The following is a 14082-nucleotide window of genomic DNA, read 5'->3' on the forward strand; positions in this document are numbered from 1 at the left end:
GGAGGCACCGGGCGTCCGGCGGGCGTCAGGCCGCGCCCACGCGCTGACGGTGCGCGGCCGGGCTCACGCCGCGCACGCGCTTGAACGCGGCGCTGAGCGCGAACGGCGACGCGTACCCGACAGCGCGTGCGACCGACGTGAGCGTCGCGTCGGGCTCGAGCAGCAGGTCGGCTGCGAGGTCGAGGCGCCAGCCCGTGAGATAGCTCATGGGCGGCTCGCCGACGAGCGTCGTGAACCGGCGCGAGAACGCGGCGCGCGAGAGCCCAACCTCGCGCGCGAGCGAGTCGACGGTCCACGCCCGCGCCGGGTCGTGGTGGATGAGCCGCAGCGCCGCGCCCACGACGGCGTCGGCGTCGGCCCGGTACCAGCCGGGCGCGTCGTCGCGGGACAGCCAGGTGCGCAGGCACGAGATGAGGAGCAGGTCGAGCAGACGGTCGAGCACGGCCTCCTGCCCGGGCAGGTCCTGCACGACCTCGCGCGCGAGCATCTCGACGAGCGTGGAGTCGACCTCGTCGCGCCGCAGGACGACGCGTCGGGGCAGGACCCGCAGGACACGACGCCCGACCTCGCCGTCGAGCGGGTACGTCCCCGTGATGATCACGGTCTCGCCGTCGGGGTCGTTGCCCCACGAGCGGACGCCGAGCACCGTCATGGGCGAGGGGCCGCCGTCGACGGCGCGGCACATGTCCGACTCCGGGCCGATGACCACCTGCGGCGCGGTGGTCGGGGAGTCGGCGACGACGTAGTGGTCCGGGCCGCGGAGCAGGACGACGTCCCCCGCCTCGACGCGCGTGCCCCCGTCGGTGCGGCCGGGCCCGTCCGCACGGTCGGGGCCCGAGGCCGGCCCGACCCAGCCCGACCCGCGCAGGACGGGCACGATCGTCAGCGGCGCCTCGTCCTCGATCCGCATGCCCCAGGGCGCACGGAGATGGCTCCGCAGGAGGAAGGCCCCGCGCGCGCGAGGTCCGTCGAGCAGTCCGGCGACGACGTCCATCCCGCCAGGGTAGACCCGCGCGTTCGCGACGGCGAGACGATCACGCATGCAGACGAGCGTCTGAGCCATGGAACGTCTCGTGCGACCCCGGTTGACTCTGAGCATCACCACCGACCGACCTCGACAGGAGCTCACCATGACGACGACGGCAACCACCACCACGGGTCACGACGCAAAGACCACGTCCGACCCGGTGCCGGGGACGGTCCTCGTCCTCGGCGCGACCGGCAAGACGGGCCGGCGGGTCGCGGACCGCCTCGACGCGCTCGGGGTACCCGTCCGCCGCGCGTCGCGCTCGGGCGACGTCCGCTTCGACTGGGAGGACGACGCGACGTGGGCGCCGGCGGTCGAGGGCGCCGAGGCGGTGTACGTCGTGTACGTCCCCGACCTCGCTATCCCCGGGTCGCCCGAGACCGTCATGCGGTTCGCGGCGGTCGCGCGGGAGGCGGGCGTGCGGCGGCTCGTCCTGCTCTCGGGTCGCGGCGAGGAGGAGGCGCAGCGGGCCGAGGCGCTGGTCGCCGAGGCGTTCCCCGCCCGCACGGTCGTCCGGTGCGCGTTCTTCGCCCAGAACTTCAGCGAGAGCTTCCTGTACGAGCCCGTGCTCAACGGCGTGCTCGCGCTCCCCGTCAGCGACGTCGCGGAGCCGTTCGTCGACCTCGAGGACGTCGCCGATGTCGTGGTCACCGCGCTCACCGACGACTCCCACGCCGGCCAGGTCTACGAGCTCACCGGCCCGCGCGCGCTGACCTTTGCGGAGGCGGTCTCCGAGATCACCGCCGCGAGCGGCCGGGACGTGCGGTTCGTCCCGATCACGATGGACGAGTTCACCGGGGGTCTGCTCGCCGCCGGTCTGCCCGAGGACGTCGTCGGCCTCATGCGCTACCTGTTCACCGAGGTGCTCGACGGCCGCGGGACGCCCGTGACGGACGGCGTGCAGCGTGCGCTCGGCCGCGAGCCCCGCAGCTTCGGAGCGTACGCGGCGCGCGAGGCCGCGGCCTGGCGCGCCGCGGACGAGGCAGGGGCGACCGCGTGAGCGGGCTCGACGCGTTCACGGTGCTCGTCGTCGCCGGGGCGGTCGCGACCGGGCTCGCCGGCGGGGTGCTGTACGCCTTCTCGGCCTTCGTCATGGCAGGCCTGCGGCGCTTGCCCGCTGCCGACGGCGCCGCCGCGATGATCGCGATCAACCGCGACGCGCTGCGCCCCCCGCTCATGCTCCTGCTCCTCGCGTCGGTGCTCGTTCCCGCGGCGGCGACCGTCGTCGGGCTCGTGGGCGGCGAGGACGGGGCGGGGTGGGCGCTCGCGGGCGCCGTCGTCTCGCTCGTCGGCGTCCTCGGCGTCACGGGCGTCGGCAACGTCCCGCTCAACGAGCGGCTCGACCGGGCCGCCGACCCGGCGTCCGAGTGGCAGACGTTCGTGCCGCGCTGGCTCGCGTGGAACCACGTGCGGACCGCTGCCGGTGCGGTCGCCACCGCGCTCCTGGCGCTCGCCCTGGTCTGACGGCGCCAGAGCACTGTCAGGTCGACAGGTCACCCGGGCGTCACCACGTCCTGCCATGGACGCCGTACCCGGCCGGTTTCAGGATCACGTGACGCCCGGGTGACCTGGGGATCTGACACCCCGGGCGGCTCGGATCGGAATAGCGCTGGTCGAGGCCCTGTTGCCGCCGTCATGAGCGATGACGCACCCGCCGAGTCCGGGACCGGCGAGCAGGACACCATCCGTCGGGTCCTCGAGGACACCGAGACCTGGGCCGTCGTCGGCCTGTCGAACAACACCGCGCGCGCCGCCTACGGCGTCGCGCGCGTGCTGCAGCAGCACGGCAAGCGCGTCGTGCCGGTGCACCCGTCCGCCGAGACCGTGCACGGCGAGCAGGGGTACGCGAGCCTCGCGGACGTGCCGTTCCCCGTCGACGTCGTCGACGTGTTCGTGCGCTCCGAGCTCGCGGGCGACGTCGCGGACCAGGCCGTCGCGATCGGCGCGCGGGCCGTGTGGTTCCAGCTCGACGTGATCGACGAGGATGCGGCGCGGCGCGTGCGCGACGCCGGGCTCGACATGGTCATGGACCGGTGCCCGGCGATCGAGCTCCCGCGGCTCGCCGCGACGACCAAGGAGGCATGACCATGCTCGTGATCGACACCTCGACCGACCTCGGTGCTCGCGCGGCCAAGCGCCTCGCCGACGAGCAGGTCCTCTGGCTCGTCACCGTCGACCCGCACGGCACACCGCAGCCGACGCCCGTGTGGTTCTGGTGGGACGGCGCGGACGGCGTCGTCGTCAAGAGCCAGCCCCGCACTGCGAAGCTCCGCAACGTCCGCGGGAACCCGCGCGTCGCCGTCCACCTCAACAGCACGCGGTCGGGCGGCGACGTCGTCGTCCTCACCGGGACCGCGACGATCGACGACGACGGCACCGCCGCCGACGAGCGCGCCGGCTACGACGCGAAGTACGACGCCGGTATCGGCGGCCTCGGCATGACGCCCGACGGTTTCCACGCCGACTACGCCGTCACGCTCCGGATCCATCTCGACCGTCTGCGCGGCTTCTGAGCGCCGACTGCGTGAACCGTCGCTGCCGGGCTCAACGGTCGAGGCGGGCGGTCGCCTGGTCGAGTGCCGTGTCGATCTCGTCCTCGGGGATGTGCAGCTCGCCGAGCGACACCGAGAAGGTTTCTTCGTCAAGCCCGAGCGCCCTCGCTGCAGGTTCCAGGTCGATTCCGTCACCGTGGTCGACGTCGCCCCCGACGTAGACGGGCATGCCCGACACCGTGGGCAGGACCACCACCAGCACCTCGGCCAGCACGTCCGGGTCCAGCTCTGGACGATTGCTCTCGGTGGGGTGCAGCGCCACCCCGACGCCCAGGTCGCAGGCTCCCTCGCAGTTGCTCGCGCCGGTGTACGAGGTGACCTCGACCGGGAGGTTCGCCTCGTCCAGGGCGTCCTGGACGGCGGGCAGGGCCTGCTCGACGTCGGCGTACGAGACGTCCGAGGTGTCGAACGGGGACCGCCCGTCGAGCACGGCGCAGCCGGAGACGGACACGACACAGGTGACGGCGAGACCGACCGCAACGACCGTCCGAAGAGCGTGGGGAACCAGGGAGCAGTGCACCCGCCGAGGCTACGCGAGTGGTCGCGGTCAGTCCCGCGGCGCGAAGGTGAGGACGGGCCGTCCCGTGCGCGGGTGCGTGAGCACCTCGCACCGCACGCCGTAGACGGGGTCGAGCACCTCGGGCACCAGCACGTCGCGCGCGGCGCCCGCCGCGACGACGCGGCCGGCGGACAGCACCACGACGTGGTCGCACGTCTGGGCCGCGAGGTTGAGGTCGTGCAGCGCGGCGAGGACGGTCACGCCCTCGTCGGCGAGCTCACCCAGGACGCGCATCGCGTCGAGCTGGGCGGCGATGTCGAGGTGGTTCGTCGGCTCGTCGAGCAGGATCAGCGCGGGCTCCTGGGCGAGTGCGCGAGCCATGTGCACGCGCTGGCGCTCTCCGCCCGAGAGCGTCGCGACCTCGCGCTCCGCGAACTCGGCCATCCCGACACGGGAGAGCGCAGCGAGCGCCGCGGCGCGGTCGGCGTCGGAGTCGCCCGCCAGCAACGAGCGGTGGGGGATGCGGCCGAGCAGCACCGCGTCGCGGACCGTGAGCGGCAGGTCGGTGGTCGCGTCCTGCTCCACGAGCGCGAGGATTCGGGCGCGACGGCGGCGGGGGAGACCGAGCAGGTCGACGTCGCCGAACTGGACGGTCGCGCGCACCGCGCTCGGGGCCGTGACACCGGCGAGAACGCGCAGGAGCGTCGACTTCCCCGACCCGTTCGGGCCGAGCAGGCCGCTCACGGCGCCGGGGGGCGCGGTGCAGTCGACGCCGTCGAGGATCAGCCGCCCGTCGACGGACCACGACACGCGCGACACCTCCAGCCCGCCGCCGAGCCCGCCGGCCGCCGGAGCGTCGGTGCGGGCGTCGCCGTCCTGCCGGGCGTCGTGCAGGTCCGGCGTCGTGCGGAGCGTCTCGGTCACGCGATCCTCCTCCCGCGCCACAGGAGCAGCGCGAACACGGGCGCGCCGATCGCCGCGGTGACGATCCCGACGGGCAGCTCGCGCGGCGCGAACACCGTGCGCGCGAGCGTGTCCGCCCAGACGAGGAACGTCGCGCCGAAGAGCGCGGACAGCGGCAGGAGCAGCCGGTGCCGCGCGCCCGTGAGCAGGCGGACGGCGTGCGGGAGGATCAGCCCGACGAACCCGATCGACCCGGACTGGGACACGAGCGCGCCGGTGAGCAACGCGACGCCGATCAGCAGCGTCCAGCGCACGCGGGCCACGTTCACCCCGAGCGCGGACGCCGCGGTGTCGCCGAACGTGAACGCGTCGAGCACCGAGCCGGTCGACGCGAGCAGCGTCCCGAGCACGAGGGTCGCGATGCCCGCGACGGCGATCGACGTCCACGTCGCCCCGGCGACGGACCCCATGAGCCACGAGAGGATCTCGCGGTACGAGTCGCCGGTCGCGGACCAGAAGATGACGAAGCTCGTCGCGGCGGCCGCGAGCTGGCTCACCGCGAGACCGGCGAGCACGGTGCGCGTCGGGGTGATCGAGCCGAGCGCGCCCGCGAGCCCGAGCGCCGCCGCGAGCGCGAGCACCGCGCCGCCGAACGCCGCGACGGGCAACAGCACGGTCAGGCCGGCGACGAGCACGAGCACGGCACCGAGCGACGCGCCCGACGACAGCCCGAGCAGGTAGGGATCCGCGAGCGGGTTGCGCGTGAGGGACTGCATGACGACGCCGCACACCGCGAGCCCGGCGCCGACCGCAGCGGCGGTGAGCACGCGCGGGAGCCGCAGCTGCCACACCATCCCGTCCTGGAGCGTGCCGAGCGGCTCGAGACCGAGCAGCCCGCCCAGCCCGAGGTGCGTCGCGATCGAGCGCCACACGTCCCCGACAGCGAGGTCCGCGGGGCCGATCGTCACCGCGACGAGAACGGTCACGACGAGCGCGCCCACCCCGACGGGCACCCACCACGCGGCCCCGCGCCGCGCGCGCCGAGAAGTGGGCTTCCGCCCCGGATCCGAGTGTTCTCGGGGCGGAAGCCCACTTCTCGGCGGGCTCGCGTGCGGCGCGGTGCCGGTCGCACGGTCGACGGCGGTCACAGGTCGAGCGCCTCCAGCTGCGCCGCGAGGTCCACGACGGCGTCGACGTTGCGCACGCCCGCCTCGCTCGCCGGGAACGGGATCGTCAGGTAGCGGCCCTCGCGCACGGCCGTCATCTCGGCGGTCGCAGGGTTCGACTCGAGCCGCTCGATCTTCGACTCGGCGGTGTTCCACGCGGCGTCGACGAGCACCAGCACGTCGGGGTCGGCGGCGATCGCCTCCTCCCACGCGAACGCGGTCCACGTGTCGTGCACGTCGCCCGCGACGTTCTCGAGCCCGACCGCGTCCATGATCATCTGCGGCGCGCCGATCCCGGCGCCGACGTACGGGATGTCGTCGCCCGACGAGTACCACAGGGCAGTGAGCCCGCGGTCGTCCGCGGTCACGCCGTCGAGCGTCGCGCGCTGCTCCGCGACGAGGTCCGCCGCTGCCTCCTGCGCGTCGAAGATCGCGCCGACCTCGGTGATCTCGGCGAACACGTCGTCGAACGTCAGGGGGTCGGGCATGTACCCCGGTGCCTTGCACGCGGCGGGGGAGACGTACGTCGCGACGCCGAGCGCGGCCAGGGTCTCGCGATCCCCCGCCCCCTCGGCGGTGAGGTTGGACTCCCACCCGGCGTAGACGAGGTCCGGCTCCGTCTCGAGCACGGCCTCGGCCCCGGGGACCTTGTCGGACATCGGCTCCGCGACGGCCGGGACGTCGTCGGCGGCGTCCGCGAGGGACTCCGGCACCGGGCCGTCAGCGAACGCCGTCGCGACGATCCGGTCGCCGAGCCCGAGCGCGAGCAGCATCTCCGTGGTGCTCGACTTGATCGTCACGACCCGCTCGGGCGCCGCGTCGAACGTCACCTCGAAGCCGCAGTCGTCGAGCGTGAGGGGGTACGTCGTGCTCGCCGCGGTGCCCGACGGCGGGGCGTCGACCGTGGAGGTCGCGTCGCCTCCCGGCGCCGTGCTGGAGGAGCACGCGCCGAGCACGAGGGCGAGGACCGCCGTCGGCAGGACCAGGGCGCGTCGGCGGGCGGACCGGCGGTCGTGCAGAGAGGAGGGCGCAGCGGTACGGGGTTCAGGCACGGGTGGGATCTCCGGGGTCCGGGCGCGGCCCGGACGCCCTGGGGCGCGCCGGTGCCACGGTGCGTTCTCGATGCCCGCCGGGAGGTCCCCGACCGGGACCGACGCGTCATCTCGCGTCGCACGGACCCGCGGCACAGATCCGGTGCCGCCCGACGAGCCAGGGAGGGCTCGCGATCCTCGTCCAGCCTAGTACGACGACGCGTCCACCTCCCGGTCCGGCGCCGAACCCGGGGTCTTCCCCCAGCCGGCGCTCGCCGTGAGGAGAGATCCGGGGTTCGGCGGAGGGTTCGGCGGACGCGTCGCCGTCGCGACGTCCCAGCGGATGGGACGCGTGAGGCGATCGCGTGCGGCGAGGTGGCACAGTGGCGCTCGTGAGCGACCTCGACACCACCCCGAGCAAGGACCAACCCAGCACTGACCACGGCGCGGGGCGCGCCCGGCCCGGCGCGGACGGGCCGCTGCGCGCGGTCGTGACCGGCGCGTCGTCGGGCATCGGCGAGGCGTGCGTGCGGTTCCTGCGCGCCCGCGGCTGGGACGTCGTCGCGTTCGCGCGCCGTGCCGACCGGCTGGCCGACCTCGCGGCGCGCACCGGCGCGCACCCGGTCGTCGGCGACGTGACGTCCGACGACGACGTCTCGCGGCTCGTCGCGGAGGCGGGCGCCCGGGGGCCGGTGAACGCCCTGCTCAACATCGCCGGGTACGGTCTCGGCGTCGACCACGTCGACGAGGCGAAGGTCGACGAGTGGCGCGACATGTACGAGACGAACGTGCTCGGCACCGTCCGGGTGACGAAGGCGTTCCTCCCGCTGCTGCGGGCGTCGCGTCGCGGCGACATCGTGCTCATGACCTCGACGGCGGGGCACGACACGTACGTCGGCGGCTCTGGCTACGTCGCGTCGAAGCACGCGCTGCTCGGCGTCGCGAAGACGCTGCGGCTCGAGCTCGTCGGCGAGCCGATCCGCGTCATCGAGATCGCGCCCGGCCTCGTGCACACGCCCGAGTTCTCGCTCAACCGCTACCACGGCGACCAGGCCGGGGCCGACGCCGTGTACGCGGGCGTCGAGGACCCGCTCACCGCGGACGACGTGGCCGACGTCGTGACGTTCGCCGTCACGCGACCGCACCACGTGAACATCGACTCGCTCATCCTGCGCCCGGTCGCGCAGGCGTCGACGTACTCGCTGTGGCGCGCGCCCCTGGAGCCCATGGGTGTGCGCTGACCTGCCTGCGGGCGCTCTCGCGCCGGTAGGTTGAGCGACCGAGGTCACGTCGGAGGGGGAGAACGTGCTCGACGCCTTCCGCCACGCCTACTGGAACGCACTGATGACGCGCAAGTACGGCGAGGCCTGGGCGGAGGACTACGCCACGGCGCACGAGCAGCTCCCTGGGAACCCGCCTGCGCGCGAGGCGATGGACCTGTACAACAACGAGGTGGGGCGACGGATCGCTGCCGAGAACCCGCACGCGGACGTCCACCAGCTCGCCGACCTCGTCGAGAAGGCCGTCCGCGACGGCGAGACCGTCGTCGTCGATCGCGAGGGCAACCTCGCACACTCCGACCAGGTCGCGGTCGGCGAGACGGGAGAGGCGCCGCGCGCGGAACCGCTCCCCGGCCAGGATCCGCAGTTCAACGACGAGAGCTGGGAGTCGTGAGGCGCCCCCAGGCCGCGTCACTGCTCGTCCCTGCGCTCGTCCTCGTCGCTGCAGGCTGCAGCGGGAAGGGAGCCGATGTGCCGTCCCCCAAGGCAGCGCCCTCGCTGGACGAGGCGATCCTGGAGGTCGCCGACACCGGGACCACCGTCCCCCTCGCGGACCGGACCGACTTCGACTGGGACGAGGTGGCGCTCTTCCACCAGGGGGCGAAGGTCGACGACATCGAGCTCGTCGTGGGTGATACCGGGCTCGACGCGACGCGGTTCACGGATCCCACGGACCTCTTCGTCTTCCGTGACGACGGGAAGGTGGTACGCCTCCTCGTCACGTCCCCCGACGTCTTCACGGGGGAGTACGAGGCACTCCTCCCGGCCGACGCCGTCCTGGAACCCGACCCCGCGCGAGCCGGTTACGTGCGACTCGTCGACGGTGGCTGAGCGCGGGGGCGTCAGACGCGCGTCCCCACGAGGACCAGGTACTCCCAGCCCATGACGCCGTCGTCGAGGTGGCGGTCGCCCAGGTCGCGCAGCGCGGTGTCGAGCGCGGCGAGGCGGTCGGGGTCGTCGGCGAGGCTCCGGCGCACCGCGATCGTGGGCCCGTAGCGGTCCGCGAAGTACGCGCGGAACGCCTCGCCGTCCGTGAAGAGCGACACCGGCAGGCTCCGCACCTCGGTGCGGACGTCGGTCACGCGGTCGCCGAGCAGCGCGCGCACCTGCTCCTCGTCGCCCCACAGCGGTGGCGGCTGCGCGCCGGGCGGGGGCGCGGGCGCGTACGGCTTCATCGTCGCGAACATCTGCCCGATGAAGCCGCCGGGCGTCCAGCTCGCGAGCCCGAGCGTGCCGCCCGGGCGCAGCACGCGCGCGAGCTCGTCGGCGGTGCGCTGGTGCTGCGGCGCGAACATCGCCCCGATGCAGGAGAGCACGACGTCGAACGACGCGTCGGTGTACGGCAGGTCCTCCGCGTCCGCCTGCTCCCACGCGAGCTCGGCGCCGCGCTCCCTCGCGAGGCGCCGCCCGACGTCGAGCAGCTCGGGCGTGAGGTCCGACGCGACGACGTCCGCGCCCCGCAGCGCGGCCGCGATCGCGGCGTTGCCGGTGCCGGCGGCGACGTCCAGGACCCGCTGGCCGGCGTGCACCCCCACCGCGTCCACGAGCGTCTCGCCGAGCTCGGCCACCACGTCGGCCGCGACGGCCGGGTAGTCCCCGGACGCCCACATCGCGCGGTGCCTGGCCTTGAGGTCCGAGAGGACCACGGTCTCAGTCATGTTCGTCTCCTGCTGTCCGGCCCGCGATCACGGGCCTGCGGTGGGGTCACGTCCGTCCAGGCTCGCCCTCCCTCCCGGTGGGATCCAGTACCGGATCTGTAGCGCGCGAGGGAGACGACCATGGCGACCTACGGCCAGTTCTGCCCGGTGGCCAAGGCGATGGAGATCCTCGACGAGCGCTGGACGCTCCTCGTCGTCCGCGAGCTGCTCGCAGGCAGCACCCGGTTCAACGAGCTGCGGCGCGGGAATCCGCGCATGTCGCCCGCGCTCCTCGCGAAGCGCCTCCGCTCGCTCGAGCGTGCCGGCGTCGTGCGGCGCCACGACGACGGCGGCCGGCCCGCGTACGGCCTGACGCGGGCCGGGGAGGAGCTGCGGCCCGTCGTCGAGTCGCTCGGGGCGTGGGGAGTGCGGTGGATCGCCGACCTGGGCGAGGAGGACCTCGACCCGCACCTGCTGTTCTGGGACGTGCGGCGGACGGTCCCGGTCGCCGCGTGGCCGCACGAGCCGACATCCGTCGAGTTCTGGCTCGACGACGTCGAGCCCGCGGTCGCACGCTGGTGGCTCGTCGTGCGCGACGGCGAGGCGGACCTGTGCGACGTGGACCCGGGGATCGAGTCGGTCGTCGTGGTGCGCTCGGGCCTGCGCGCGCTCACCCGGCTGTGGCGCGGCGACACGACGTGGGAGCACGCGCTCCGGTCGGGCACCGTCGTGCTCGACGGCGCGACGGCGGTCCGGCGGGCCGTGCCGGGGTGGATCGGCCGGTCCGACCTCGCGCGCGTCCCGCGACCGACCTGACGGCTGCCTGACGGGTGCCGTCGCGAGCGGGTCGGAGGTGGCGTCGGTGCCCGCCGGAGGCGCACCCTGGGGTGTGACCTCACCGCGCCCGGCCGCCCGACCTCGCGCCGGCCTGTGGGCGGCGCTCGCGGGCGTCGCCGCGGCGGCCTCGGGGTTCGCGGTCGCGGAGCTCGTCGCCGCGTTCGTCGCGCCCGGCTCCAGCCCCCTGTTCGCCGCGGGCGCGGGCGTCGTCGACTCGGTGCCCGCACCGGTCAAGGACTGGGCGATCGCGACGTTCGGGACTGCCGACAAGGCGGTGCTGCTCGGCGGGATGGCCGTCGTGCTCGCGGCCGGGGCGGCGCTCGCGGGCCGGCTCGAGCTGCGCCGCGCGCCGGCGGGCTCGGTGCTGCTCGGTGTCGTAGGTGTCGTCGGCGCCGTCGTCGCGGTGGCCCGTCCCGGTGGGAGCCTCGCGTGGGCGCTGCCGTCGCTCGTGGGCGTCGCCGTGGCGATCCTCCTGCTGCGCGCGGCGGTCGGCACGCTGCGGGTGCGGAGGCCGGCCGAGCTGTCGGGCGACGTGCCGGTCCTGGACGGTGCAGCGGTCCCCGGCGGGCGGCCGGGCGGTGACCGGATCGACCGCCGCCGGTTCCTCCTCGTGACCGGCCTCGCCGTCGCGGCAGGCGTCGTCGCCCTCGCGGCGTCGCGCGCCGTGTCGACGGGGACGCGCGTCGTGACGGCGGCGCGCGACGCGCTGCGGCTCCCGGCCGCCGCCGCCCCGGCGCCCGCCGTGCCGGCGGGCGCCGACCTCGGCGTTCCCGGGCTCGCGCCCTACGTCACCCCGAACGGCGACTTCTACCGGATCGACACCGCGCTGCGCGTCCCGCAGGTCGACCCGGACGCGTGGACGCTGCGGATCACGGGCCTCGTCGACTCCGAGGTGGAGATCACGTTCGACGAGCTGCTCGCGCTGCCGCTCGTCGAGCACCACCTGACGCTCACGTGCGTGTCGAACGGGGTCGGAGGCGACCTCGTGGGCAACGCGCTCTGGCTGGGCTACCCGGTGCGCGAGCTCCTCGCCCGCGCAGGTGTCCAGGAGGGCGCGGACATGGTCCTGTCGACCAGCGCCGACGGCTGGACCGCGAGCACGCCGCTCGACGTCCTCCAGGACCCGGACCGCGCGTGCCTGCTGGCCGTCGGCATGAACGGGCAGCCGCTCCCGCCCGCGCACGGGTTCCCGGTGCGGATGGTCGTGCCGGGTCTCTACGGGTACGTGTCGGCGACCAAGTGGGTCACCGAGCTCAAGGTCACGACGTTCGCCGACGACGTCGCGTACTGGACGCCCCGCGGCTGGTCCGAGCGCGGCCCGATCAAGCTCGCGTCCCGCATCGACACCCCGCGCGCGGGCACGTCGCTCGAACCCGGCGAGGCGGTCGTCGCGGGCGTCGCCTGGGCGCAGCACACCGGGATCGAGGCGGTCGAGATCCGGGTCGACGACGGCCCGTGGGAGCCGGCGACCCTCGCCGAGACGGTCGGCGCGGACACGTGGCGCCAGTGGTCGTTCGCGTGGGACACCGCGGCGGCGGGCGCGGGCGAGCACCGGCTCTCCGTCCGCGCGACCGACGCCGACGGGCAGGTCCAGACGTCCGACGTCGCGCGGCCGGCGCCCGACGGCGCGTCGGGGTGGCACGAGGTGACCGTCAGCGTGGCGTGAGCGGGCGCAGCCGTCCGGTGCGTGGGACCGGGGTTGTCCGGTCGAGGGCGCCCTGGCACCATGTCCGCGTGACCTCCACCGCGCGCCCCACGAGCAGCACGCTCGTCCTCGCGCGCCCGCGGGTCCACGCCGTCTCCTGTTGTTGAGGGCTCGCGGCGCCCTGCGCAGCCTCGACCTGGTGTCCGCGAGCAGCCTCCCGCCCCTCCCTCCTCGCACAGGGGCGTGACGGTCGCCGGTCTCGTGCCACGGGCTCATCGATGAGTCCCGCACGTCGCCCGGGTCTGCACCACGGACGCCCGACGAGCACAGGACGCGAGACCACGATGTACGTTCCCGAGCACTTCCCCCGCCACCGGCCGGCCACATCGGCGACACCGGGCATGGTCGTCGCGCGCGCGGCGACTGCCACTGCCGTGGCCCGGCCCGATGCCGACCAGACGGCGCTCCCCACCGGGGCGTCCACGCCGCCCCTCACCCTCGAGTGGCTCGTGGCGCGTGACATCGACGCGTACACGGCGCGCCGCTGGTCGCGGGTGCGGCGCTGAGCACCGAGGGTGTCGGTGGTTCGTGAGACGCTCGGGACTCCCGGACGAACGGAGCCTTGTGCCGACACCCGACGGACTGCCGACCGACCTCGAGGAGTACCTGGACGTCTGGTGCGCGGACCTGTTCGCACCCTTGACCCGCGAGCAGCGGTGGGAGGTGACGCAGACGGTGTGCCGGATGTACGAGGGCGGGCCATGGCCAGGTCGGGACCGGATCCAACGTCTGACCGAGATCGCCCGCGGCATCCTCACGGCGGACGACCTCGTGCGGGCGTATCGGAGCGACGAGGTCGGGCGTCCTCTCGACCCGGGTGGCGCGCCGCCGCTCGTCCCGCTCCCCGACCGCCTGCGCCCCGTGCCGTCCGACCACCCCGAGAGCGTCGGCGCCTTCCTGTCCCGGTCCGAGCCGTACCGCGGCATCGATGACGGCGCTGCCCGGTGATCGGGTTCACGGCTTCCCTCACGTGGCGTGACGGGGCGGGCGAGGTGCACCGCCTGCCGGGCTGGACGTCGCGCGGGTGCGTGGGGGGCGAACGGGACGACGGGTCGTGGTTCGGGCTCGTCACCCTCCGAGGGGTCCTCGCGATGACCGGGCAGGGCTACCCGAGCGTCTATGACGTGCACGTGAGTGCTCTCGTCGACCTCCTCCGCTCCCCGGCCGCCGGGGAGCTCCGCGAGTGCTCGCTCACTGATGCGCCGATCGACGCCGAGGCGCTCGTGCGGGCTCTCGTCGCTCTGCCGCCCGGCACGACCGTCCGGGTGGAGGAGTGGGACCAGTCCTGACCGGGGCGCGCCGCCCGCCGGACTGGTTACCATGGACGCACAGGCGTCGACCCGGCCATCACCGGTGAGCCTCCGGAAGAACGGGACCCGCGCCGTCGGGCAGGCCTGACGGCCCGCGGCCAGGTCCTCACTAGAACCGGACGGGTGGGCCCGTCA

General features: G+C 74.5%; 18 protein-coding genes. 12 read left to right on the forward strand and 6 right to left on the reverse strand.

Annotation, left to right across the window (positions count from 1 at the left end; translation table 11 throughout):
* Positions 1-25: 25 nt before the first annotated feature.
* A complete protein-coding gene (locus tag AC4H2H_RS07945; RefSeq protein WP_494370263.1) occupies positions 26-1063 on the reverse strand; it encodes an AraC family transcriptional regulator in 1038 nt (345 codons plus the stop codon).
* Between the two features lie 67 nt (positions 1064-1130).
* Here AC4H2H_RS07945 and AC4H2H_RS07950 point away from each other — a divergent pair, with 67 nt between their 5' ends.
* The 4 genes from AC4H2H_RS07950 to AC4H2H_RS07965 all read left to right on the forward strand — a co-directional run bounded on the left by AC4H2H_RS07950 (position 1131) and on the right by AC4H2H_RS07965 (position 3540).
* Positions 1131-2027, forward strand: coding sequence for an NmrA family NAD(P)-binding protein (locus AC4H2H_RS07950; protein WP_494370264.1), 897 nt, complete (start codon positions 1131-1133; stop codon positions 2025-2027).
* On the forward strand, positions 2024-2491 hold the full coding sequence (locus tag AC4H2H_RS07955) for an anthrone oxygenase family protein (protein ID WP_494370265.1): 468 nt from the start codon (positions 2024-2026) through the stop codon (positions 2489-2491). Before AC4H2H_RS07950 ends, AC4H2H_RS07955 begins: the two co-directional genes overlap by 4 nt.
* Positions 2492-2662: 171 nt before the next feature.
* Positions 2663-3112 (forward strand): CoA-binding protein, encoded by a 450-nt coding sequence (locus tag AC4H2H_RS07960; protein WP_494370266.1) that lies wholly within the window; start codon positions 2663-2665, stop codon positions 3110-3112.
* The gene (locus AC4H2H_RS07965) at positions 3109-3540 is read left to right on the forward strand and encodes a TIGR03667 family PPOX class F420-dependent oxidoreductase (RefSeq protein WP_494370267.1); all 432 of its coding nucleotides are present in this window, start codon (positions 3109-3111) and stop codon (positions 3538-3540) included. The genes AC4H2H_RS07960 and AC4H2H_RS07965 overlap by 4 nt, the downstream gene beginning before the upstream one ends.
* A 31-nt stretch (positions 3541-3571) precedes the next feature.
* On the opposite strand, the gene AC4H2H_RS07970 is transcribed toward AC4H2H_RS07965, so the two are convergent.
* The 4 genes from AC4H2H_RS07970 to AC4H2H_RS07985 form a co-directional block, all read right to left on the reverse strand.
* Positions 3572-4030: a hypothetical protein gene (locus AC4H2H_RS07970; protein ID WP_494370268.1), complete on the reverse strand. Its 459-nt coding sequence runs from the start codon at positions 4028-4030 to the stop codon at positions 3572-3574.
* A gap of 96 nt (positions 4031-4126) precedes the next feature.
* The gene (locus tag AC4H2H_RS07975; RefSeq protein ID WP_494370269.1) at positions 4127-5002 is read right to left on the reverse strand and encodes a putative F420-0 ABC transporter ATP-binding protein; all 876 of its coding nucleotides are present in this window, start codon (positions 5000-5002) and stop codon (positions 4127-4129) included.
* On the reverse strand, positions 4999-5994 hold the full coding sequence (locus tag AC4H2H_RS07980) for a putative F420-0 ABC transporter permease subunit (RefSeq protein ID WP_494370270.1): 996 nt from the start codon (positions 5992-5994) through the stop codon (positions 4999-5001). The genes AC4H2H_RS07975 and AC4H2H_RS07980 overlap by 4 nt, the downstream gene beginning before the upstream one ends.
* A 131-nt stretch (positions 5995-6125) precedes the next feature.
* Positions 6126-7199, reverse strand: coding sequence for a putative F420-0 ABC transporter substrate-binding protein (locus AC4H2H_RS07985; RefSeq protein ID WP_494370271.1), 1074 nt, complete (start codon positions 7197-7199; stop codon positions 6126-6128).
* Positions 7200-7657: 458 nt separating this feature from the next.
* Between AC4H2H_RS07985 and AC4H2H_RS07990 the strand changes: the two genes are divergently transcribed.
* The 3 genes from AC4H2H_RS07990 to AC4H2H_RS08000 all read left to right on the forward strand — a co-directional run bounded on the left by AC4H2H_RS07990 (position 7658) and on the right by AC4H2H_RS08000 (position 9289).
* Complete coding sequence (locus tag AC4H2H_RS07990; protein ID WP_494370356.1) at positions 7658-8419, forward strand: SDR family oxidoreductase; 762 nt, start codon at positions 7658-7660, stop codon at positions 8417-8419.
* A gap of 64 nt (positions 8420-8483) precedes the next feature.
* Positions 8484-8852, forward strand: a complete 369-nt coding sequence (locus AC4H2H_RS07995; protein WP_494370272.1) for a DUF6973 domain-containing protein — start codon at positions 8484-8486, stop codon at positions 8850-8852.
* Positions 8853-8929: 77 nt separating this feature from the next.
* Positions 8930-9289, forward strand: coding sequence for a hypothetical protein (locus AC4H2H_RS08000; RefSeq protein WP_494370273.1), 360 nt, complete (start codon positions 8930-8932; stop codon positions 9287-9289).
* 11 nt (positions 9290-9300) lie between these two features.
* Here the strand turns inward: AC4H2H_RS08000 and AC4H2H_RS08005 are convergent, their stop codons facing one another.
* On the reverse strand, positions 9301-10116 hold the full coding sequence (locus AC4H2H_RS08005) for a class I SAM-dependent methyltransferase (protein WP_494370274.1): 816 nt from the start codon (positions 10114-10116) through the stop codon (positions 9301-9303).
* Positions 10117-10236: 120 nt separating this feature from the next.
* On the opposite strand from AC4H2H_RS08005, the gene AC4H2H_RS08010 reads away from it, so the two are divergent.
* The 5 genes from AC4H2H_RS08010 (at position 10237) to AC4H2H_RS08030 (ending at position 13926) form a co-directional block, all read left to right on the forward strand.
* Complete coding sequence (locus AC4H2H_RS08010) at positions 10237-10911, forward strand: winged helix-turn-helix transcriptional regulator (RefSeq protein WP_494370275.1); 675 nt, start codon at positions 10237-10239, stop codon at positions 10909-10911.
* Positions 10912-10984: 73 nt separating this feature from the next.
* A complete protein-coding gene (locus tag AC4H2H_RS08015) occupies positions 10985-12598 on the forward strand; it encodes a molybdopterin-dependent oxidoreductase (protein WP_494370276.1) in 1614 nt (537 codons plus the stop codon).
* 323 nt (positions 12599-12921) lie between these two features.
* Positions 12922-13143 (forward strand): hypothetical protein, encoded by a 222-nt coding sequence (locus tag AC4H2H_RS08020; RefSeq protein ID WP_494370277.1) that lies wholly within the window; start codon positions 12922-12924, stop codon positions 13141-13143.
* A 58-nt stretch (positions 13144-13201) separates the two neighbouring features.
* Positions 13202-13585 carry a hypothetical protein gene (locus tag AC4H2H_RS08025; protein WP_494370278.1) on the forward strand — a complete coding sequence of 128 codons (384 nt, stop codon included), beginning with the start codon at positions 13202-13204 and terminating at the stop codon, positions 13583-13585.
* The gene (locus AC4H2H_RS08030; RefSeq protein WP_494370279.1) at positions 13582-13926 is read left to right on the forward strand and encodes a hypothetical protein; all 345 of its coding nucleotides are present in this window, start codon (positions 13582-13584) and stop codon (positions 13924-13926) included. Before AC4H2H_RS08025 ends, AC4H2H_RS08030 begins: the two co-directional genes overlap by 4 nt.
* The last annotated feature ends 156 nt before the right edge of the window (positions 13927-14082 follow it).

It is taken from the genome of Cellulosimicrobium sp. BMG9.22, assembly GCF_059159975.1.